Source organism: Myxococcus sp. CA051A (genome assembly GCF_013336705.1).
In the GTDB taxonomy this organism is placed as follows: Bacteria; Myxococcota; Myxococcia; order Myxococcales; family Myxococcaceae; genus Myxococcus; species Myxococcus llanfairpwllgwyngyllgogerychwyrndrobwllllantysiliogogogochensis.
Genome location: NZ_JABUMS010000001.1, coordinates 861,086 through 881,073, shown reverse-complemented (window position 1 = coordinate 881,073; position 19,988 = coordinate 861,086). Strand labels below are relative to the sequence as shown.

At 70.3% G+C, this 19,988-nt stretch carries 18 protein-coding genes; 10 read left to right on the top strand and 8 right to left on the bottom strand.

Translation table 11 applies throughout. The annotated features are described in order from the left end of the window. Positions 1–41 precede the first annotated feature (41 nt). Entirely contained in the window at positions 42–1,721 is a 1,680-nt protein-coding gene (locus HUA74_RS03535) for a PAS domain-containing sensor histidine kinase (RefSeq protein ID WP_174453411.1), read from the top strand. A 117-nt stretch (positions 1,722–1,838) separates the two neighbouring features. Here HUA74_RS03535 and HUA74_RS03530 read toward each other — a convergent pair whose 3' ends face one another. Beyond that, on the bottom strand, positions 1,839–3,905 hold the full coding sequence (locus HUA74_RS03530) for an MXAN_5187 family protein (RefSeq protein WP_174453410.1): 2,067 nt from the start codon (positions 3,903–3,905) through the stop codon (positions 1,839–1,841). A 145-nt stretch (positions 3,906–4,050) separates the two neighbouring features. Then, the gene (gene hpf, locus HUA74_RS03525) at positions 4,051–4,410 is read right to left on the bottom strand and encodes a ribosome hibernation-promoting factor, HPF/YfiA family (protein ID WP_141644110.1); all 360 of its coding nucleotides are present in this window, start codon (positions 4,408–4,410) and stop codon (positions 4,051–4,053) included. A 148-nt stretch (positions 4,411–4,558) separates the two neighbouring features. On the opposite strand from hpf, the gene HUA74_RS03520 reads away from it, so the two are divergent. Both HUA74_RS03520 and HUA74_RS03515 read left to right on the top strand, forming a co-directional pair. Continuing rightward, entirely contained in the window at positions 4,559–4,948 is a 390-nt protein-coding gene (locus HUA74_RS03520; RefSeq protein WP_141644111.1) for a response regulator, read from the top strand. 84 nt (positions 4,949–5,032) lie between these two features. Beyond that, entirely contained in the window at positions 5,033–5,479 is a 447-nt protein-coding gene (locus tag HUA74_RS03515) for a putative signal transducing protein (RefSeq protein ID WP_174453409.1), read from the top strand. Positions 5,480–5,482: 3 nt separating this feature from the next. On the opposite strand, the gene HUA74_RS03510 is transcribed toward HUA74_RS03515, so the two are convergent. Together HUA74_RS03510 and HUA74_RS03505 are read right to left on the bottom strand one after the other, a co-directional pair. Continuing rightward, on the bottom strand, positions 5,483–6,439 hold the full coding sequence (locus tag HUA74_RS03510) for an N-acetylmuramoyl-L-alanine amidase-like domain-containing protein (protein ID WP_174453408.1): 957 nt from the start codon (positions 6,437–6,439) through the stop codon (positions 5,483–5,485). Further along, positions 6,436–7,428 carry a HEAT repeat domain-containing protein gene (locus tag HUA74_RS03505; RefSeq protein WP_141644114.1) on the bottom strand — a complete coding sequence of 331 codons (993 nt, stop codon included), beginning with the start codon at positions 7,426–7,428 and terminating at the stop codon, positions 6,436–6,438. The genes HUA74_RS03510 and HUA74_RS03505 overlap by 4 nt, the downstream gene beginning before the upstream one ends. 151 nt (positions 7,429–7,579) lie before the next feature. Between HUA74_RS03505 and HUA74_RS03500 the strand changes: the two genes are divergently transcribed. Continuing rightward, entirely contained in the window at positions 7,580–7,906 is a 327-nt protein-coding gene (locus HUA74_RS03500) for a DUF4398 domain-containing protein (RefSeq protein ID WP_141644115.1), read from the top strand. A 17-nt stretch (positions 7,907–7,923) separates the two neighbouring features. Then, a complete protein-coding gene (locus tag HUA74_RS03495; protein ID WP_174453407.1) occupies positions 7,924–9,339 on the top strand; it encodes an OmpA family protein in 1,416 nt (471 codons plus the stop codon). Positions 9,340–9,853: 514 nt separating this feature from the next. Here the strand turns inward: HUA74_RS03495 and truD are convergent. From truD to HUA74_RS03480, 3 genes are read right to left on the bottom strand one after another with little or no spacing between them, the layout of a single operon-like run. Next, a complete protein-coding gene (truD, locus tag HUA74_RS03490) occupies positions 9,854–10,879 on the bottom strand; it encodes a tRNA pseudouridine(13) synthase TruD (RefSeq protein WP_141644117.1) in 1,026 nt (341 codons plus the stop codon). Then, positions 10,876–12,222 (bottom strand): DUF4388 domain-containing protein, encoded by a 1,347-nt coding sequence (locus HUA74_RS03485; RefSeq protein ID WP_141644118.1) that lies wholly within the window; start codon positions 12,220–12,222, stop codon positions 10,876–10,878. The genes truD and HUA74_RS03485 overlap by 4 nt, the downstream gene beginning before the upstream one ends. 7 nt (positions 12,223–12,229) lie before the next feature. Further along, the gene (locus tag HUA74_RS03480) at positions 12,230–13,240 is read right to left on the bottom strand and encodes a DsbA family protein (protein ID WP_371817187.1); all 1,011 of its coding nucleotides are present in this window, start codon (positions 13,238–13,240) and stop codon (positions 12,230–12,232) included. Positions 13,241–13,296: 56 nt separating this feature from the next. Between HUA74_RS03480 and HUA74_RS03475 the strand changes: the two genes are divergently transcribed. Then, positions 13,297–14,343 (top strand): asparaginase, encoded by a 1,047-nt coding sequence (locus tag HUA74_RS03475; protein ID WP_141644119.1) that lies wholly within the window; start codon positions 13,297–13,299, stop codon positions 14,341–14,343. 85 nt (positions 14,344–14,428) lie between these two features. Further along, complete coding sequence (locus HUA74_RS03470; RefSeq protein ID WP_141644120.1) at positions 14,429–15,340, top strand: GGDEF domain-containing protein; 912 nt, start codon at positions 14,429–14,431, stop codon at positions 15,338–15,340. Positions 15,341–15,347: 7 nt separating this feature from the next. Here the strand turns inward: HUA74_RS03470 and HUA74_RS03465 are convergent, their stop codons facing one another. After that, positions 15,348–16,916, bottom strand: coding sequence for a HEAT repeat domain-containing protein (locus tag HUA74_RS03465; RefSeq protein WP_141644132.1), 1,569 nt, complete (start codon positions 16,914–16,916; stop codon positions 15,348–15,350). Positions 16,917–17,069: 153 nt separating this feature from the next. On the opposite strand from HUA74_RS03465, the gene rpsU reads away from it, so the two are divergent. The 3 genes from rpsU to dnaG all read left to right on the top strand — a co-directional run bounded on the left by rpsU (position 17,070) and on the right by dnaG (position 19,963). Next, the gene (rpsU, locus tag HUA74_RS03460; protein ID WP_002614080.1) at positions 17,070–17,264 is read left to right on the top strand and encodes a 30S ribosomal protein S21; all 195 of its coding nucleotides are present in this window, start codon (positions 17,070–17,072) and stop codon (positions 17,262–17,264) included. A gap of 101 nt (positions 17,265–17,365) precedes the next feature. Continuing rightward, positions 17,366–17,824 (top strand): GatB/YqeY domain-containing protein, encoded by a 459-nt coding sequence (locus tag HUA74_RS03455; protein ID WP_141644121.1) that lies wholly within the window; start codon positions 17,366–17,368, stop codon positions 17,822–17,824. Between the two features lie 330 nt (positions 17,825–18,154). Next, positions 18,155–19,963 (top strand): DNA primase, encoded by a 1,809-nt coding sequence (gene dnaG, locus HUA74_RS03450; protein ID WP_174453406.1) that lies wholly within the window; start codon positions 18,155–18,157, stop codon positions 19,961–19,963. Positions 19,964–19,988 lie beyond the last annotated feature (25 nt).

Here is a 19,988-nt window from a genome sequence, read left to right as displayed (position 1 = left end):
TTGAGTTGCTGGCCACGAGGCGCGGTCTGGAGGATGGCCCCTTGCGCCTGAGGACCCGGCTGGCCCTCGCCTTCGCCCTGCTCGCGTTGGTGCCGCTCGCGGTGGTGGTGCTGCCCACCCTCTCGCGCCTGCGCGACACGTTGTCCCGTGAACTGGACGCACGGATGCAGGCCGCCACCACCAGCGCCCAGGAGTCGCTGGAGCGCTCGGCCACCACCGCCCGACGCGCGGTGGAGGAGCTGGTGGACAGCGCCGCCATGGAGGACCTCGCCCGCGAGGCCCGAGAGCGCCCCACCCGAGCCATTCAAGCAGGCACGGCGGAAGCGCTGATGAAGACGCGGGGGCTGACGGTGCTCGCCCTCTTCGACCGGGGCGGCACGGTGCTGTCCTCCGGACACCTGCCCGCGCGGCGCGGAGACCCGGACCCGGCCCTCTTCGCCGTCACGAAAGTGGCCTCGTCGAAGCCCGTCCCGGTGCGAGTGGAGGTGCGCACCTCCTCGGGCCTGCGACAGATGCCGGCGCTCGTCACCGCGCGCCCGGTGGACTACGGGGACCTGCGCCTGTGGGCGGTGGGCGGGGTGCTGCTCGACGACAGTCTGGCCCAGCACCTCGCGCGGCTGACCCAGGCGCAAGTCTCGCTCGTCTCTGGTGACACCGAGCTGGCCCGGGCCGGCACGGCGCTGCCTCCCACGGTGGCGCGCGAGCTGCCCCTGGGCGACGCCGCCACGGTGCGACTCGTCTTCAGCCGTGCCGCCGCGCGCGAGGCCGAGGAAGGCGTCATGCGCGCCTTCCTCCTGTTGGCCGGACTGGGTGGCGCCTTCGCCATGCTGCTCGGGTTGCTGGTGTCGCGGTGGATGACCCGGCCGGTGGAGGCGCTCACCGAGGGTGCCCGGCGCGTGGCGGAAGGCGCGCTGGATGTCCAGGTGACGGCCGCCGCCACGGGCGAGGTGGGCGAGCTGGTCCGGACGTTCAACCACATGACGTCCGAGCTGAAGGCGACGACGGAACGACTGGTGGCCAGTGAGCGCATCGCCGCGTGGCAGGAAGTGGCGCGGCGACTGGCCCACGAAATCAAGAACCCGCTGACGCCCATCCGCATGTCGCTGGAGACGCTGCTGGCGGCGCAGGAGGCCGGGCACCCTCGCTTCCCGGAGTTCTTCAAGGAGAGCGCGGGCGTGGTGCTGGAAGAGGTGGACCGGCTGCGGCGCATCGTCGACGAGTTCAGCCGCTTCGCGAGGATGCCCAAGCCGCAACTGGCGCCCGTGGACCTGTCCGAGCTGACGCAGAGCGTGCTGGCCCTCTACGCGACACCTCCCGAGGGCATCCAGATACTCCCGGCGCTCCAGACGGGCGTGGTGGCGCGCGTGGACCGGGACATGCTGACGCAGGTGCTGGTCAACCTGGTGAAGAACGCCGAGGAGGCCATGACCGGCAAGGGTGGCCACCTGCGCGTGCGAGTGAAGGGCACCGACGCGGACGCCATCATCGAAGTCGAGGACAGCGGCCCGGGCATCCCCGCCGAGCACCGCGCCCGCATCTTCGAGCCCTACTTCACCACCAAGGACGGCGGAACGGGCCTGGGGCTGGCCATCGCCGCGCGCATCCTCCAGGAGCATGGCGGCAAGCTCGAGGTCGGCGGAGAGCCGGGCCAGGGCGCGCGCTTCAGCGTGGTGCTCCCACGCGCGGACCTCATGGCGACCGGCGCCGCGAGCGCCCCGTAGGCAGCCTCGCCAGGAGCCATCGCCCGGGCCCGGTTCAGCACCAGCACCTGAAAAGCACAGAGCCCGAGGCGATGTGTCGCCCCGGGCTCCGATGTCGTCACGCGGTGGAAGCCGCGCTCAGTCCTTGACGGGCGTGGCCTTGAGAGCGGCCTTGCCTTCCTTCACGTAGACCTGGAAGCGCACCGTCTTGCAGGCGTACTTCTGGACGAGCTGCTCCTTGTTCTTGCGCAGCTTCTGCACGAACTTGTCGTACGTCAGGCCGTCGGCCGGCTCGCCACACCGCTCACGGGTGGTGACGAACTCGCGGAAGACCTCCTGGAAGTGCTGCTCCTCGGAGAGCGCCACCGCGGAGTTGCCCGACGGGCCCGCGCCCGGGAGAGGAATGGCGGCGGGCCCCCCCGCGCGAGGCGGCAACGGAATGGGGACCTCGGCCGGCCGGGCGCTGGCCTGGAGCAGCTCGCGCGGAATGGCCGCGACGCGCGTCGTCTCCGGGTTGTCCGGCGACTGAGCAGCCGCCAGGGCGAACGGGTTCGCCGCCTGCTGGAGCGTGTACGCCGCCGTGGGCTGGTCCTCGAAGGCGAAAGCGCCGCGCCGAGGCGACGCCGTCGACAGGGGCTCACCCGAGGCGGAGAAGCCACCCGGCTCGGGCTCGAAGGGCATGGACGCGCCCGACGAACCGAACGGACTGGCCGCGGGAGGCGGCGGAATCGCGGGAGGCGGCGCGGGGAACGGAAACGCATCCGCCTGCGCGAACGGATCCGCCGAAGCGAACGGGTTCGACACCGGCGCGGGGGCCGGAGGCGGCAGCGCGAAGGGGTCCCCCGAGCCGAACGGATGGGCCGCCGGAGGCGGAGGCGCCATGGAGAACGGGTCCGCCGAGCCGAAGGGCTGGGCCACCGGAGGCGGGGGCGCCATGGAGAACGGATCCGACAGGGGAGCCACCGCCGGAGGAGGAGCCCCACGCGCGAACGGGTCCGGCAACGGGCCCGGCGTCGGCGGGGCGGCGAACGGAGCCGAGGCGAACGGGTCTGGCAGCGGACCTGGCGTCGGCGTGGGCGCCACCGGCTGCGGCGCGTGAGGAACCTGCGCGTGCATCTGCGCATTCGCCGCCATCGCGGCCGACAGGCTGAGCGTGTCGGAGGTGCCCTGCACGTCGTCGCCAGAGCCCGAGCGGGAGCCACCCATCAGCACCGTCCACACCAGCGTCAGGCCCAGGAGCCCCGCCAGCGCGACGAGCGCGTTCTGCTGGTAGTCCGCCAGCGCACCCAGCACCGGCTGCGTCCCGGCCACCGCGAGCACTTCCAGCGGCGTGCCTTCCAGCGCGCGGCGAGAGCCCACCGACAGGGGCGCCTTGCCTCCCATGGCATCGCCCTCCGTCATGAGAGGCAGGCCCAGCGGGCCCAGGTTCTGGAGGCTGCCGCGGCGCAGCACCACTCCGCTCGCGTTGGCCAACTGCGCCAGCGAGCCCTCCGCGAGCAACTTGTCCGGCCCCACGGCCGTCACCGAGTCCCCCTTCACCAACCCGAGCGCGGAGACGCCGGTGGCCTGCACCGCGGCCTCCAGCGCGCCCTCGTCGAGCAGCGGCGCGCCCACCACCAGCGTCACCGCCGGCTGCATGCCGAAGTCCCCGCCCCACAGCACGGGCACCGAGGCGAAAACGTGCGCCGCACCGAGCGCGTCCACCACCGAGGTGCCGGCCTTCGCCAGCGCGGCGACGTCCAGCTTCGTGGCATCCGAGGACGGCTCCGCGCCCGCGACGGCATGGAACGCGGCGTCCGGCGCGGCCAGCGCCACCACCGCGCCCTTGAGCTCCTTGGGCAGCACGGCCTCGACGGCCGTCCGCACAGCGGTGAAGCGCTCCGCCGTCAGCGGCTGGAGGGCGTCCTTGTCGTCGGCCTTGTCCTTGTCCCGCGACGGGGGACGCACGGAGGCGACGGGCTTGGGGGGAAGCAGCGCGTGGACAGCGGAGGCGACGTCCGGCGTGGCGGCCAGCTTCAGCGCCAGCGCCTGCACCTCCGCGCGACGCGCGTCCACGCGACGCGCCACCTCGGCAACACCCGAGGCGGACTGGGCCGTGGCTCCGTCCACCGCGCGCGCGCGAAGCGGTCCCGACAGCATCGGGAGATGAGCAAGCCCCAGTCCAATGACCAGGAACGCGAAGAGGAGGAACTTGAGGCGGACCATCGCCGTCCTTTAGCCCATGGGTGAAGGGTTCCGCTTATAGCGTTCACCATTCGGACCCAGCAAGATTCGGGCAGCGGACAACGCGGGCCCGGCCGCCCGGTGGACGACCGGGAAGACCGGGCCCTACACCGAGGCAGGCCCCCGGCTAATAGCTCGGAACGTTCGCCGCCACGTCGTCGGGCAGCCCGTCCGTGTGCACGTCACGGCGCTTGTCCACGGCCTTGCGCAGGGTGCGCTCCAGCCGGTCACGCGCCGCGTCGATGGCGGGAAACAGCGTCTCCGCCCGCTCGGTGACATGCACGGAAGCGAAGTTTGGCATGCGCACCGTCACCCGGCACTCCTTGTCCACCCCACCCTTCGGACCGTTGATGTCCACCAGCGAGATGTCGATTTCCGCCGCCTCGTCGTCCGCATACCGTTCGATGTGGCGCACCAGATGCTCCTGCAGGTAGTCCCTCAGCGACTCCGTCAGGGTCAGATGCACGCCCCGCATCAACACCTTCATGGCATCACCTCCAAGGCTCGAAGATGGACAGCCTCCCGCCCGCCGGTGAGGGGGGCTCTTCCACCCGCCTGCCCTCCAGGCGACGAGGCACCTGGCCCCGCGTCCTCGCGGCGGACGAATCCGACAAGGGCCAGAGTTACCCAGACGCATGGGTGCCGAGCGAATCAAGGTCCTCCTCGTAGAGGACGATGGTGACAGCCGGGAGCTCCTCGCGGAGCTGCTCGAGTTCGAGTTCGACGTGGTCACCGCCCACGACGGGCTCGCGGGCCTGCGGGCCTTCGAGAGCACGCTCCCGGACGTGGTGGTGACGGACGAGTCGCTGCCGGGGCTGTGTGGCACGGAGCTCGCCCGGCGGGTGAAGGCTCGCGCGCCACGCACCCGCGTCATCCTCGTCTCCGGCTACACCCAGGTGGACGGCGCCGAGCACTGTGACCTGGTGCTGCGCAAGCCCATCGACGTGGAGCGGTTGAGCAGCGCCGTCGGCAGCCTGGGAGACGAGGCCCGCCGCTGGCAGGGCGACGACGACGCCCGGCAGTGAACGGAAGGACTGGCCCCCGGTGCCGCGGCAGGACACCAGACCTACTATGTCCCTCCAGGACATCCACGGGCAGGAGGGACAGACATGAAGTACTGCGCCAGGTGCGGATCGGAATACCGGGACGACATCGAGCAATGCTCGGACTGTCCAGGCAACCCACGGTTGGTGGACGTAGGAGAGATGCGCAGCCGGGGGCTCCCGCTCCCGCATGAACTGGACAAGCGCGTCTTCGTGCGCGCGGGCACCACGGACAACCCGCTGATGGTGGAGGTCTTCGTGGAGCTGCTCCAGGAGACGGACATCCCGGTGCTGGTGCGCGCGGGTCGCTCGGGCGTGGTGGACAAGCTGACCACGGGCACCCTGCTTCCCTGGTGGGAAATCCTGGTGCCCGAGGAGCAGCAGGAGCGCGCCGCCGCCCTCATCGAGCGGGAGCGGGCCCAGGAAGCGGCCACCAACGACGAGGCCGTCAGGGCCGCCGAGGACGAGGAGCGGGAGACCGAGCAGTCGGCCGCCCCCCCATCCGCCCTCTGAACATCAGGGTGAGCGGACGACGGCGCCGGGCGCGGAGGACTCCGGACGGCGGGCCTCGAAGAGGCTCACCCCGGTGACCTTCCACTTCGCATAGCGGGAGTTGCGGCCGAGGAAGGTCTCCAAGTCTTCGTCCACGACGCGGTTGTAGCCCCCGCGCGAGGCATGGCGCAGGTAGGTGCGGCCCTTGCGCTGCACCACGAAGCCCAGGTGCGTCACGCGGGTGGCCTTCAGCGGAAGGTCCTCGCGCAGCACCACGAGGATGGTGCCGGAGGGGATGGAGCGCGCATGCTCCATCACCCGCTCCAGCGGAATCATGTTCATCGCGAAGGTGCCCACCGGCTGACGCGCCTTGGGGAGCTGGAGCGCCTGGGACGAGCGGGACTGCCAGGTCACGGGCGTCAGCGTCTTCGTGACGGCCACCGCGTCCTCGCCCCCGAAGCGCCGCGTCACGTCGCGCAGGAAGCCCTTGCGGATGTTGTTGGGCAGCCACTGCGCTTCCATGATGTGGTTGCGGTCCTCATAGGCCGGGGCCTGGGCGTAGCGGATGTGCTCGAGCAGCGGCGCGACCTCCGGCTCCGTGCGCGCGAGCCCCAGCGCCAGGGACTGCTCGACGAAGGTGAGGCAGTCCACCGCGTCCAGGCGGAACGTTGGATCAGGATCGACGCCCGCGCCTTCTCCCAGAGGAGACAGGACGTAGGGCGTGTTGACGAAGCGCTGGCTCATGGACAGCAGCCGCTCGGTCAACGGCGCGTTGGACGCCTCCGACACCAGGGCGGCGAAGGCGCTCGCGTCCATGCCCGTCCAGCCGTTGGGGCGCGCGGGGGTGGCCGTGGCCGCCTGGGCCGCCGCCGAGCCGGAGTCGAGAATCCGCGCCGCGCCGGGCGTGGCGGAGGCCTTCGTCGAGGAGGCCGGGGTCGCCTGGGTGGCGAGCGCCGCGGCCAGCACCACCGCCCACGTCATTGCGCCACGCCCGCCCTTCGGAGGATGGCCTTGCGCCGGTCATCCTGGAGCTGGAGCGTCTCCAGTTCCTTCTCGTACGACAGCTTCTCTTCGCCCTTGGCGTTCCACGAGGCCAGCACCAGCCAGTCCAGCATGGCGCTGTCTCCGCCCTGGTAGAGGATGCGCGCGGCGCCGGCGGCCAGGCCCCGGTCCTTGTCCTCCAGCAGCGGCTTGAGCGCGGGGGTGGCCTTCTTGGCGGCGACTCCCTCGAACAGCTCCAGCCCCTGCCGGCGCACGAAGCGGTCCTGCGCGCCGAGCAGCTTGTTGGCGAAGGCGAAGCCCTCGGGCGAACCCAGGCGGCACAGGCCGCGCGCCGCCGCGAAGCGGGTGCTCTCCGAGTCGTTGGTCAGGTACTCCTTGAGGGGCTTCACCTGCTTGGCGTCGCCCGTCTCACCCGCGGCGGCCAGCATGATGGCGCGCACCTCCAGCTCCTGCTCCTGCTTGGCGGCCGCCATCAGCGCCTTGCCCATCTTCGGGTTGCGCGAGGCGCCCAGGGCCCGGGCCGCGTCCCGGCGAACGCCACTGCTCTTGTCATCCAGCAGCGGCAGCAGCACCTGGACGTTGCGGCTCTTCAGCCGGGCCAGGCCCTGCGCGGCGTACATACGCACCGTGCTGTCGCCGTCGCCGGCGAAGCGGACCAGGGCCGGCTCCGCGGAACGCGTGTCCAGTCCCGCCAGCACCGCGACGAGGTTGCGGCGGACCCGCTCCTCCAGCACCCGGCGCATGGATTCGTTGATGAGGTCGGCGGCATAGGGCTCCTCGCGCAGGTAGCGCAGCCGGGAGACGGCGGCGGGGACGGCTCCTCCCTGGATGACGGTCTGGATGACCTTTTCCGTCTCGGCACGGCGCTCGCCGCGCTTGGCGGCGGAGGCCTGGGCGGACAGGGCCAGGGGGGGTAGGAGCAGCGCGAGCAACACCAGGAAGCGGGCGGAGAGGACGGACGGGCGCACGGGAGGGGGACGATGGCAAGGGTGGCGCCGGTCGTCAAAGTCCCAGGCGCCGGCCGGCCCCCCTCCTCAACGGGGTATGCCCGATTCTTGACCCCCCAAGAGGCGATTGATACGACCGATGCCTCTTTCCCTCCTCTAGAGGCGCCACCCTATGAAGAACCTGACGGTGCTGGTGGCGGTGGCGGGGGCGCTCACCGCGTGCGGCCCCGTGAAGTCCACCGCGAACATCCTCGACGCCGAAGTCCAGATTCAGGCAGCGCGCACGGCCGGGGCCGACAAGTTGGCCCCGTACGAGTGGACCGCCGCCAACCTGTATCTGGAGAAGGCTCGCGAGGAGGTTGGCTACTCCGACTATCAAGCCGGTGTGGATTTCGCGGTGAAGGCCTCCCGCTTCGCCAATGAAGCCCGCGAGAAGGCGATGTCCGTGGCTGGCAGCGATTCCGACACTGGCACTGGCGAACGGACCCCGAACCCGTGACGCACCGAGCGCTCCCGATGACGCGTCCCTCCCTTGCAGCGCTGCTGTCCCTCCTCCTGGTCGCCGGCTGTGTGAGCGGCAGCAAGATTCGCGCGGACACCCAGGTGCTCGCCGCGGATGTCGAGCGGGCCCGCCGCAGCGGCGCCTTGCGCTGCGCCCCAGTGGAATTGGCCACCGCCGAGGCCTACCTCGACTTCGCCAAGGGTGAGCTGAGCCAGGGCAACAGCGGCCGCGCCGCCTCGCACGTCCGCGTCGCCGACACGGCGGTGGACCGGGCGTTGGAGCTGTCGAAGAACTGCGGTCCGCGCCAGGTGCTGGTGCGTGAGCGCCCGGAGGCGCCGCAACAGCCGCAGCAGCCCACGGAGACCAAGCCGCAGCAGCCCCAGGTGGTGGTCCGCATCGAGGAGACGGACAGCGACGGGGACGGCGTGCTGGACAAGGACGACCCCTGCCCCGACCAGGCCGAGGACACGGACGGCTTCCAGGACGAGGACGGCTGCCCCGACGCGGACAACGACAACGACGGCGTGCTCGACGCCAACGACAAGTGCCCGGTGCTGGCGGGAGTCGCCGACAACCAGGGCTGCCCGGCCGAGGCGCCGAAGGACCGCGACGGCGACGGCATCGTCGACCCGCTGGACAAGTGCGTGGACCAGGCCGAGGACAAGGACGGGTTCCAGGACGAGGACGGCTGCCCGGACCTGGACAACGACAACGACGGCATCGTCGACGCCCAGGACAAGTGCCCCAACGAGACGGGCTCCATGCAGAACATGGGCTGCCCGGACAAGGACGGCGACGGCGTCAACGACGGGCAGGACAAGTGCCCCGACGAGCCCGAGGACAAGGACGGCTTCCAGGATGAGGACGGCTGCCCGGACCTGGACAACGACGCGGACGGCCTGGCGGATGCGCAGGACAAGTGCCCGACCGAGGCGGGTCCGCCGGAGAACAGCGGCTGCGCGGACAAGGACACGGACAATGACGGCGTGGTGGACCGACTCGATGCGTGCGTGGATGCGCCTGGCACGAAGGAAGAGCGCGGCTGCCCGAAGCAGTACAAGAACGTCGTCATCAAGAAGGACCGGATTGAAATCAAGAAGCAGATCCTCTTCGGGTCCGGCTCCGCGAAGATCATCGGCAAGCAGAGCACCGCCATCCTCGAGGACGTGGCATCGGCCTTGAGGGATGCGCCCTGGATCCAGAAGGTCCGCATCGAGGGCCACACGGACTCGCTCGGCAAGGATGAGTCGAACCTGAAGCTGTCGCAGAAGCGCGCCGACGCGGTGATGGCGCAGCTGCTGCGCAAGGGCATCGACCCGGGCCGCATGGAGGCGGTGGGCTTCGGCGAGACGCGTCCCATCGGGCCGAACACCACCAAGGCGGGCCGTGCGCAGAACCGCCGCACGGAGTTCAACATCGTCACGCAGTAGGCAGCCCCGCCCCGGCCACCTCAAGGCCGGGGCAAGCAGGACCAGCGCCTCCCGGGCTTTCGTCCCGAGGAGGCGCTTCGCTTTTCAGCGCGTGGGGTGTCCTCGACAGCACGCACGGGCGAGCGGCCCGCCAGGGCTTCACGCCGGGCCTCTCTCCGCCCGGCCGAAGTCACGCAGCAGGCGGTCCCCCACCCCAAGGCCGGGGCATGCACGCTCGCCGCACACGGTGCACGCGACAGGTGTCCCGCGTACGCAGCCCCCAAGGCCGGGGCATTCACGCTCGCCGCACACGGTGTACGCGACGGGTGTCCCGCGTACGCAGCCCCCAAGGCCGGGGCATGCACGGTCAGCGCCTCCGGGAACAGAGCCCGAGGGCGCGTTGCTTTTCAGCGCATCCGCTGCCCTGGAAGTCACGCACGCGAGCGCAACATCCCAGAGGAGTCGCGGACGAAAGGGCCCGCGCGGGCGCGCCCCATCAGGCCTCGCGCCAGGGCATCACCCCAGCGAGAGGACGTCAGTCGTCCTTCAGCAGCTCGTGGAGGACCTCGGTGGCGTACGCGCCCCGGGGCAGTTCGAACGCGAGCCACAGGTCTTCGCCCTCCGGCGTCAGCTCGGGCGAGCCCAGGCGGACGCGATATGGCCTGCGCCCTCCTTCCGTCTCGCCCCCACCCCGCTTGAAGTCATCCGGCGTGACGCCCTCTCCCACCAGCAGGCTCGCCTCGAACTCGCCCACCGCTCCGGTGGCGGCCGTCATCTTCGGGCCGAACAACGGCCCGGCGGGGCTCACCTCGAACGACGCGACGCGCGGACCATCCACATCCGGCGCCTCGCACACGAAGAGGCCGCCCGTCTCTTCCTTCCGCAGCACGTCACCGAGCAGCGCTGTGGACAGCGTGCCGGAACGCACGCGCTCGGCGAGCGCCCGGTTGAAGATGCGCGACTGGAAGGCGGAGAGGTACAGCTTGCGCTGGAAGCGCTCGGGCCGCTTCGGAAGCCGCTGCCCCAGCACCAGCAACCGGCCCAGGTCCGCGTTGTCTCCCGCACGGCCGAAGCGCTGCTCGCCGAAGTAGTTGGGAACACCGCCCGCGGACAGTCGCGAGAAGCACTCTCGCGCGGCCTCCACGTCACGCACGCCCCGCAGGCGCAGCTTGAAGCGATTCCCCCGCAGGTGGCCGGTGCGCAGCTTGTTGCCGTGCCGCTTCGACCACAGCACCTGCACGCCCTCCAGCGCGAACTCCCCCAGTCGCGCTTCCGCGCGCGCGGGCACCGAGAGCAACTGCCGCGTGACGGCCTGCCGGTCCTTCATCCCCGCCACGCCGATGTCGTCCTCGGACACGCCCAGCGACGAGGCCAGCGCCCGCACCACCTCGCGCGTGTCCCGGCCGCGCTTCTCCAGCCACAGGTAGAGGTGCTCTCCCTCGCCCGACGGTTGGTAGGCGGGAAGCTCCTCGACCTCGAAGTCTTCGGGAACCAGCTTGAAGGCACCACCACAACCAGGCACATCCGCCGTCAACCGCGGCCAATCCGAATCCGTCGTCACGGCCCCTCGAGCGTCGCCAGCAGCTCCTTCACGCGACGGGCGAGGTCCTCGTCCGCGCGCGACTCCAGAAGCTCACCGGCCTGGAACAGCAAAAAGAACATCACGTCACTGAGCGCCTGTTTGAAGGACGCCAGCGGCTCGCTGCCCAGTTGGGCGCGGTGCCGCTCGAAGGCATCCATCAACCGGGGCTCGGCCAGGCTCCCATCCGACTGGAAGGCCAGGCCCTCCAGCACGGGAGAGGACGACAAGGCCTGTCCGGAGAGCGCGGCGTTGGCGGCGGCGATGAACTCGCGGTCCATGCCCTGCTTGGCCACCTCGTCGCGAATCTCCCGGAAGATGAAGTTGAACACGCGCGCCACGGGGCGAGGATCCACCGCCGGAGCGGCGCTCGCGACCGGACGCCCTGGGCCCGCGGGCACGGGCGTGGCCGGAGTCTGGGCCCCGGTGGGCCCCACCGTCGGCACGGGGCCGGCGGGCACGAGCAGCGGCTTGTCCGTCAGCGACGCGAAGCCGCCTTCCAGCAACCGGAAGACGACCTTGGTGATGTCGAACTCGGACAGGCGGGCGGCGTGGCCCAGCTCCAGGATGGTGCGCCGGCCGTCGAGCAGCCCCAGCACCCGGTCCTCATCCTCCTCCAGCTTCCCATCCGAGGCACGCTTGCGCGCCACATACAGCCGGCCATGGGGGATGCGCTTCCGGAAGTGCGCCATCTCGTCGATCTTCCGGATGCTGTCCATCAACAGGCTCTGGGTGGAGAGCTGGATGGAGTGGCTCGCCTTCTCATCCACCGGCTGGTCGATGAGGAAGAAGCTCCCCTCCCGACACAGGACGATGGCGTGGAAGATCTCGCTCACCTGATGCGTGACGCACTTGAAGAGGTCGTGCGCCTGCAGGAAGCCCTTCTCCACCAGGGCGCGGCCCACCTTGGACGGGGGCTGGCCCTTGAGCGCGGCTTCCACCTGCGTGCGGTCCACGTAGCCCAGACGCACCAGCACCTCGCCCAGCCGGTCCGCGGGGTCGTCCGACGAGGCGCCGCGCACCTCGCCGTCCCGGAAGGTGACGGAGCGCTCGCCGCCAGGGGAGTGGACGCGGATGATGCCGCTCCACCGCGACTGGCTGAGGAAGGCCATCAGGTCCGACAGCGGGAAGCCGCCCGCGTCACCGGAGAGCACCACGCGCGGCGCGGCGATGGTGCCACCCTCGCTCGGGCCCCGGGAGAAGACGAGCAGGTCCGGGGACGTGGGCATCAGCGCGTACGTCCCCGAGCGCCCCGTCAATGGAGAGGGGCTCTGGCGATCCTCGGGGACGAGTTGCCCCGCGTCGATGCGGAACCTTTGCGTCATCTCCGTGTCAGTCGGCTGCCCAGGCGTTCTTGTTGTTCACCCACTCCAGCTCATCCTCCAGGCTGTGGTTGAGCAGGTCCTCCTGGATGAAGCTCAGGTCGAGCGCGCGCCCGTTGAAGTACACGGTCGGCGTGCCGGACAGGCCCGCCGCGCGGCCCTGGTTGCGGAAGCCCTCCAGCTCCTGCTTGTAGGCGTCCGACTTGAGCACCGCCGTAAGCTTCGCGCCGTCCAGCCCCAGCCCCTTCGCCAGCGCGGGCAGCGCCTCCGGCTTGAGGTTCTCCTGGTGGGTGAAGAGGGCGTCGTGCATCTGCCAGAACTTGCCCTGATCCCTCGCCCACAGGGCCGCCTGCGCCGCGGGCACCGCGTTGACATGGTTGGACAGGGGGAACGGCAGGTAGCAGAAGCGCACCTGGGCCGGATTCTTCTTCGCGAAGGCCTCCAGGACGGGACGGGCCTTGGCGCAGTAGGGGCACTCGAAGTCGGAGAACTCCACGACCGTCACCGGGGCGGACACAGCGCCCATGCACATCCGGTCGTCCACCTTGAACTGGGCGCGCTGCTCACGGAAGGCGCCGTAGTACTGGGACAGCTGGACGATGACCTCGGTGGCGGGGCTGCCCTCGGACACCATGCGCGCGGCTACGCGGGCCATGCGCTTGGCGTGGCGGCAGGTGTTGTGCGACTTCAGGCAGGCGCCCAGGGTGTGCGGGCAGCCGCAGTAGCAGAACTCGTCGCTCAGGACGGTGGCCAGCTCCCGCTTGGAGGCCGCGGAGAGCGAGGAGAAGTCCATGCCCGGGATGCCGGAGAGGGCCGCGGCGGGGTCCGTCGGGGCGGCGGCCGGAGGGGCCGGGGGCGGCGGCGGAGTCGCGGCGGGAGCCGGAGCGGCGGCCGGGGCCGGGTTCGAGGCGGGCGCGGAGCCCTCCGGGTTCTTGCAGCCCGAGCTGGTCAGCGCCACGGCGGCCAGCAGGGGAATGACACGCTTCCAGCAGGAGAGGAGCACGCGGCGGGTCTTAGCCACGCTCGCGGGGCTTGTAAAGCAACGCAAGCCTTGGCAGGGAAGCACCCTTGCCCATCATGCCCAGAGTCCTGCTCCTGCATACCGGTGGCACGCTGGGGATGGCCGGAGGTCGGCCATCCGCCCTGCGCCCCGCTGCCTTCTTCAAGACGCTCAAGGCCCGCGTCCCGGAGCTCTTCCAGCTCGCGGACATCGAGCTGCAGCTGATCAGCAACGTGGACAGCTCGGAGATGCAGCCGGAGCTGTGGCAGCGCATGGCCACCCACCTGCACCAGCAGCTCAAGGACTTCGACGGGGCCGTGGTGACCCATGGGACGGACACGCTCGCCTACACGGCCAGCGCGCTGTCCTTCATGTTGCGCAACCCGCCCTGCCCCGTGGTGCTGACGGGCTCCCAGCGGCCGTTGGGGGAGGTCCGCTCGGATGCGCGGCTCAACCTCATCGACGCGGTGCTGTCCGCGCTGCAGGGGCCGCGCGAGGTCACCATCTGCTTCGACTCGCACCTCTACCGGGGCAACCGCACGCGCAAGGTGAAGGTCTCCGAGTACGACGCCTTCGAGAGCCCGAACTGCCCCGTGCTGGGCACCCTGGGCGTGGACGCGACATTCGAGCCGGGACTGCGGTCGAAGGGCCCTTTCCGCCTGTACGAGAAGCTGGATCCGCGCGTCTTCCTCTTGAAGGTCTACCCCGGGCTGGACCCCGCCCTGCCCCTGCAGTTGCTTCCGCATGTCCGGGGACTCGTCCTGGAGGCATACGGGGCCGGCAACTTCCCCATCGACCCGGCCCTCGGGCGCTCGCTCCTGCCCCTGTTCACCCAGGCCCGGGAGCGCGGCGTGCCCGTCGTCGTGGTGAGTCAGGCCCACCGCAACGGCGTGGATCTCAGTCTCTACGAATCTGGAGCGGCGGCCCTGGCCCAGGGGGCCGTGGGCGGCGCGGACCTGACGCCCTCGGCGGCGCTGGTGAAGCTGATGCAGGGACTGGCCTATCACCCCCGCTCTCCGGAGGCGCTCGCGCGCTTCATCCAGACACCGGTGGCCGGGGAGCTGACCGTCGGACGCAAGACAGTGGAACCCCCGGGTCGCCGGAGCCACAAACCAACGCGGTGAGTCCAATCCAGGCGAGGGTTGCCGGCAAGGAAGCCGGCAGCATGCTTGCCGCCATGAAAAAACGGCCCGTAAGATGGGTGGCGCGATGTCCGAGGAGAAAACTTCCGTCCATTCCATTTCGGACCTGCTGGGCAACGGCCAGCGGCAGAGCGCTTATCTGATCGTCATCAGCGCCAAGTCCGCGGCGGGCATCGGCCGGATGTTCAAGCTGGACCGCTCCGAGGTCGTGCTGGGGCGCAGCTCCGAGGCGCAGTTCCAGGTGGAGGACGACGGAATCTCGCGCAAGCACGCCAAGGTGGTGGCGCTGGGCGACGGGCGCTTCCAGGTGGTGGACCTGGCGAGCACCAACGGCACGTACCTCAACGGCCTGAAGGTCAACGCCGCGCCGCTCTACGACGGCGACAAGATCCAGATTGGCTCCAACACCGTCCTCAAGTTCTCCATCCAGGACGAGCTGGAGGAGCAGTACCAGCGCAGCATCTACGAGTCGGCGACGCGCGACGGCCTCACCCGCGTCTACAACAAGAAGTACTTCCTGGAGACGGTGCGCAAGGAGTTCAGCTACTGCCTGCGCCACCGGGTGAACCTGTCGCTGGTGCTGTTCGACGTGGACCACTTCAAGAAGATCAACGACGCGTACGGGCACCCGGCGGGTGACTACGTGCTGACGCGCATCGCCCAGCGGGTCAGCGACACCGTGCGCACCGAGGACCTGCTGGCGCGCTACGGAGGCGAGGAGTTCGCGCTGATGCTGCGCGAGTCCGCCGAGGACCAGGCCCTCGCCTGCGCCGAGCGTTGCCGGTACGCGGTGGACAAGGCGGACTTCGTCTTCGGCGGCACGCCCATCAAGGTGACCATCAGCCTGGGCGTGGCGACGTTGCTGGACTCGGACTTCTCCCAGCCCGAGGACCTCATCGCCGCGGCGGACAAGTACCTCTACCGGGCCAAGCGCGCGGGTCGGAACCGCTCGGACGCCAAGGCCATCAGCGGCCCCTGAGTTCGGCTCAGGGCCCGAAGCCCAGCCGCCGCAATCCCTCGCGCGACACGTGCTGGACGTGGGTGTCCCCGTCCCGGGCCACGGCGTCGGACAGCGCGGCGGCGGCATGCGGCCCGCCCAGTCGGCCCAGCGCGAGCGCGGCGGCCACCCGGACATCCGGCACCGGGTCCTCGCGCAGGCAGGACGCCAGCACCTTCACGTGGACGGCGCGGCCAATGGCCTCCAGCGCCCGGGCGGCGGCGGCGCGCACCACCGGGTGCTCCGAGCCCAGCAGCTCCGCGGCCGCGTCCCCCCGGGTCGACTGGCGCTGCCCCGCGACCACCGCCAGCGCGGCGGCCACCACCTCCGGCGCGTCGTCCTCCAGCGCACGCGTGGTGGCATCCATCACCTCGGGTCTCCGGACGGACATCGAGCCCAGCACGCGCACCGCCCCGGCCCGAATCACGGGCTGCGAGTCGCGCAGATAGGGCGAAAGCGTCTCCACCCGCTCGTTCTCGCTCTCGCGACAGTCCGCCAGTGACGCCAGCGCCTGGCCTCTCAGCTCCGCGGGCATCCTCGGGTTGCCCGCCACATCCAGGAAGAAGCCCGCGCAGCCCTTCTCCCGCACCATGGCCTCCAGCCACGGCCGGGACACGGCGGCGTCGCGCCCCTCCACCCGGCGCTCGGCGGCCACGCGCAGCGACGTGCCCTCCGCTTCCGCCATCCTCCGCGCCGCGGAGCCACGCACCTTGGGGTCCGCATCCTCCAGCGCGCGCTCCATCTCCCTGCGGGCCAGCGGTCCATAGACGCCCAACGACAGCACCGCCGAATCCCGGCGACGGGGCTCGGGCGCCGTCAGCTCCGGCTGAAGCTCCTCCAATTCCCGCGAGTACACGGCGAAGAGTCGGTTCACGAGCACCGCGTCCGCGGGCTTCGCCTCCTCCAGCAACAGGCGCCCCACCGAGGTGCGCTGTCGCAGCGCCACGGACTTCAACGCGCTGGCGCCAATGACATCCGTGCTCTCCGGCCTGGACGCCGTGGCATCGAGCAACAGCCGCGCCGGCTTGCGCCCCATGAACGTCCCCAGGTGGGCGAGCGCCGACCCTCGCGCGCGCGGGTCCTCCGAGTACAACTCCACCTCCAGCGCCTGCCGGATGGCCTCACGGCGAGCCCATACCCGAGCCGCCGCCTCGGGCCCCCGCGCTCCGGCCTCTCGAAGGAAGGTCGCCGAGGATTGATCCGCCTCCGCGGCCGCGCGTGCCGCCGTGAGACACGCCTGCAGATCCGCCGACGTGGGCGTGCTGGCCACCCACTCCGCGAGCACGCGGCGCTCGGCAATCCCCTTCCCCTTCGCCTCGGCCCGCACCGAGGCCCACCGCACCCGCCAGTCCTCGTCCTTGCGGGAAGACGCGAGCGCGTCGCGGGGAGTCGGCCGGACCGTGCCCAGGGACGCCACCCAGGAGTCGACCCGTCCCCCGGACAGGCAGGAGCCACACACGCGGCCCCGGAGGGCCCGGTCCGCCACGTGCCGTTGGCAGGAGTTCCAGCAGTCGGTCGTCCCGGTGCCGCCACGCTGACCGGTCGCCAGCAGTAACATCAGGAGGAGGGCAGGGCTCACGCAGCGGACATTCTAGTGCATCCGCCCCGGGCTTTTCCCTCCTGCGTCCTTGCGTTTTGCCTCTCGCTGGGACATACCCGCTCCCCTTTTGAAGTACACACACATTGACGCATGGCGGAAGGAGGTGAACTCATGCCCGGTATCCGAGTGAAAGAGGGAGAATCCATTGAAAGCGCTCTCAAGCGCTTCAAGAAGGCCACTGAAAAGGCCGGAATCCTTTCCGAGATCCGCAAGCGCGAGCACTACGAGAAGCCTTCCGTGAAGCGGAAGAAGAAGGCCCTCGCCGCCAAGAAGCGCGCGGTGAAGAAGGCCCGCAAGTCGTTCTAGTTGCGAGGCCGGCGTGAGAGCCGGGGCGCCCTCGAGCAGTCAGGTGCCCTGGCTCCCGTCGTCCAGTCCCCCCGAACCACCACCCCAGCGGAGTCGCATATATGGCAACCCTCAAGGAACGGCTCGACGCGGACCTGAAGGACTCGATGCGGGCCAAGACCGAGACGCGCACCACCGTCATTCGGGCCATCAAGAGCGCCATCAAATACAAGGAAGTGGAGCCCGGTGCCTCCGCCCTCGATGACGCGGGTGTGCTGACAGTCGTCGCCGGCCTCATCAAGAAGGGTCGCGACTCCGTGGAGCAGTTCAAGGCCGGCAACCGGCCGGAGATGGCGGAGAAGGAAGAGGCCGAAATCGCCATCCTCCAGAGCTACCTCCCCCAGCAGCTCACCCCCGACGAGCTGGCCGCCGCCGTCCAGGCCTCCATCGCCGAGGTGGGTGCCACGAGCTCCAAGGACATGGGCCTGGTGATGAAGAACCTCACCCCCAAGATTCAGGGCAAGGCCGAGGGCCGAGCCATCTCCGAGGCCGTGAAGGCCCAGCTGGCGAAGCTTTCCTGAAGCCGTCTCCCACCCGTTCGGGGTCGCTCGCTTGCTCCCGCGGCCCCTCGGGTGGATGGGATTGGGGTGAGCGGAAACTTGCTCCCCCGTCTCCCCGTCATTAAGTGCCAGGGCCAGTCCGTCGCGCGCCCCACCCCTTCCAGGGAGGCGCCGTCCGGGCCGTAGGAGCCCCAACGTGTCCCCAGCCATCCTTCCCGCCCCCTGTCGCCGGTCCTTCGCCCTCGTGGGCGGGGTGATCCAGCGGGTTGGCGACCAGACGGGCGACGTCAGGCCCGGCTGCCAGGATGTCGGGAGTGCGCCCGCCCAGGTGCGGGACGAGGGGTGGCCGACGTGATCCCGGAACACAAGATCCAGGAAGTCCTCGAGCGTGTAGACCTCGTGGGCCTCATCTCCCGACATGTGGAGCTGAAGAAGGCGGGCCGCGAGTGGAAGGGGCGCTGTCCCTTCCATCAGGAGAAGACCCCCTCCTTCTACGTGGTGCCGGAGAAGCACTTCTATTTCTGCCACGGCTGCCGGGCCAGCGGGGACGCGGTGTCCTTCGTCCAGCGCTACCTGGGCAAGACGTTCCTCGACGCGGTGAGGGACCTGGCGCGCGAGCTGGGCATCGACCTGGAGGCGCAGCAGGACCCGGGCATGCGCGAGCGCCAGCAGCTCAAGGAGGCCACGGACCTGGCCGCCGAGCACTTCCGCTCCACCCTCTGGCAGGACGAGGGCCGCTCCGCGCGGGCCTACATCGCCAGTCGTGGCGTGTCGGAAGAGACGGCGCAGTCCTTCGGCCTGGGCTGGGCGCCCAACGCCTGGAGCACGCTCGCGGAGCGCTTTCAAAAGACAGGCATGCTGGACTGGGCCATGAAGGCCGGGCTGGTGCTCAAGCGAAACACGGGAGACGGCTGCTACGACTTCTTCCGCAGCCGGCTGATGGTGCCCATCCGCGCGCCGGAGGGCCGCCCCATCGCCTTCGGTGGCCGCCTCGTCGGCGCCGAGGAAGGGCCCAAGTACCTCAACTCGCGCGAGTCCCGGCTCTTCAACAAGAGCGACACGCTCTTCGGCATGGACCAGGCGCGCGACGAGGTCCGCAAGCGCAAGGCCGCCGTCCTCGTGGAGGGCTACTTCGACTGCATCGGCCTGCATCAGGTGGGCGTGCGCCATGCCGTCGCGCTGTGCTCCACCAACCTCACCCCCGGCCACATGCAGGTGCTCAAGCGCGGCGAGGCTCGGGAGCTGGTGCTGCTCCTGGACGGGGACTCGGCGGGAATCGCGGCGGTGGAGCGACTCGCCGGTCCGCTGCTCGCCGCCGGGGCGACCGCCCGGGTGGCGCTGCTGCCCCAGGGGGATGATCCAGACGTCTTCGCGCGTCGAGAGGGAGCGGAGGGTGTGGAGCGGCTGCTGGAAAGCGCTCAACCGCTCACCGCCTACCTGTTCGCCTCCTTGCTGCCCCAGGGCAAGGGGGCGTCTTTCGAGGAGAAGATGGCGGCACTCGAGCGGCTCAAGCCCGTGGCGGCGCAGGTGCCCGTGGGACTGGTGCGCTCGTCGCTCTTCTCCGCCCTCGCGGAGCACTTCGGTTGGCGCTCCGCGGACGTGGAGGCCGCGCTGCGCAGCAAGGTGCCCCCCAAGCCCGCCGCTTCGGCCTCGCATGATGGCGGTTCTGCCGCGCCCGCTCGCCCGCTGCCCGAGAAGCCGCCCCCGCCCATGGAGGCACTCTACGTGGCCTCCGTGCTGAGGGAGCCTCGCCTGCTCGGCAGGGATGTCTTTCGTGTCTGTGACGAGCTGTCCCACATGGGACTGCGCATGGCGCTCGCGCATGCCACGTCGGGCCAGGGCACCCAGGATGCGCTCTTCGAAGCAGGCGAGTCCGTGAAGCGCGCCATCGAAACGTCCTGGCGCCAGCTCCCCTCGGAAGGCCAGGAGCTCGAGCATGCGTTCTTCGCCATCTGCCGGGAAATCATGGTGCGGCGCATCGACGAGCGGCTCACTTATATAAAGCGCGCGACAGAGCAGACGCCGGGAGCGTTCGACCTCACGGAAGAGACGCGGCAACTGTTGTCGGAGCGCGTGGAACTGCTGGCCCTCAAGAAGCGTGTCCTGGAGGAGCTCAAGCCCGCTTCCCCGGGAACAAAGGCGCCCATGCAACCGGTTTGACTTCGCGTTTGTAAGAAACCCTGAC

Bases quoted from the DNA above. Each gene is read 5' to 3' on its own strand.
- HUA74_RS03470 (WP_141644120.1), top strand. From the start codon at position 14,429: ATGTCCGAGGAGAAAACTTCCGTCCATTCCATTTCGGACCTGCTGGGC.
- HUA74_RS03465 (WP_141644132.1), bottom strand. From the start codon at position 16,916: ATGTTACTGCTGGCGACCGGTCAGCGTGGCGGCACCGGGACGACCGAC.
- HUA74_RS03520 (WP_141644111.1), top strand. From the start codon at position 4,559: ATGGGTGCCGAGCGAATCAAGGTCCTCCTCGTAGAGGACGATGGTGAC.
- rpsU (WP_002614080.1), top strand. From the start codon at position 17,070: ATGCCCGGTATCCGAGTGAAAGAGGGAGAATCCATTGAAAGCGCTCTC.
- HUA74_RS03475 (WP_141644119.1), top strand. From the start codon at position 13,297: ATGCCCAGAGTCCTGCTCCTGCATACCGGTGGCACGCTGGGGATGGCC.
- HUA74_RS03455 (WP_141644121.1), top strand. From the start codon at position 17,366: ATGGCAACCCTCAAGGAACGGCTCGACGCGGACCTGAAGGACTCGATG.
- hpf (WP_141644110.1), bottom strand. From the start codon at position 4,410: ATGAAGGTGTTGATGCGGGGCGTGCATCTGACCCTGACGGAGTCGCTG.
- HUA74_RS03530 (WP_174453410.1), bottom strand. From the start codon at position 3,905: ATGGTCCGCCTCAAGTTCCTCCTCTTCGCGTTCCTGGTCATTGGACTG.
- HUA74_RS03515 (WP_174453409.1), top strand. From the start codon at position 5,033: ATGAAGTACTGCGCCAGGTGCGGATCGGAATACCGGGACGACATCGAG.
- HUA74_RS03510 (WP_174453408.1), bottom strand. From the start codon at position 6,439: ATGACGTGGGCGGTGGTGCTGGCCGCGGCGCTCGCCACCCAGGCGACC.
- HUA74_RS03500 (WP_141644115.1), top strand. From the start codon at position 7,580: ATGAAGAACCTGACGGTGCTGGTGGCGGTGGCGGGGGCGCTCACCGCG.
- HUA74_RS03495 (WP_174453407.1), top strand. From the start codon at position 7,924: ATGACGCGTCCCTCCCTTGCAGCGCTGCTGTCCCTCCTCCTGGTCGCC.
- HUA74_RS03485 (WP_141644118.1), bottom strand. From the start codon at position 12,222: ATGACGCAAAGGTTCCGCATCGACGCGGGGCAACTCGTCCCCGAGGAT.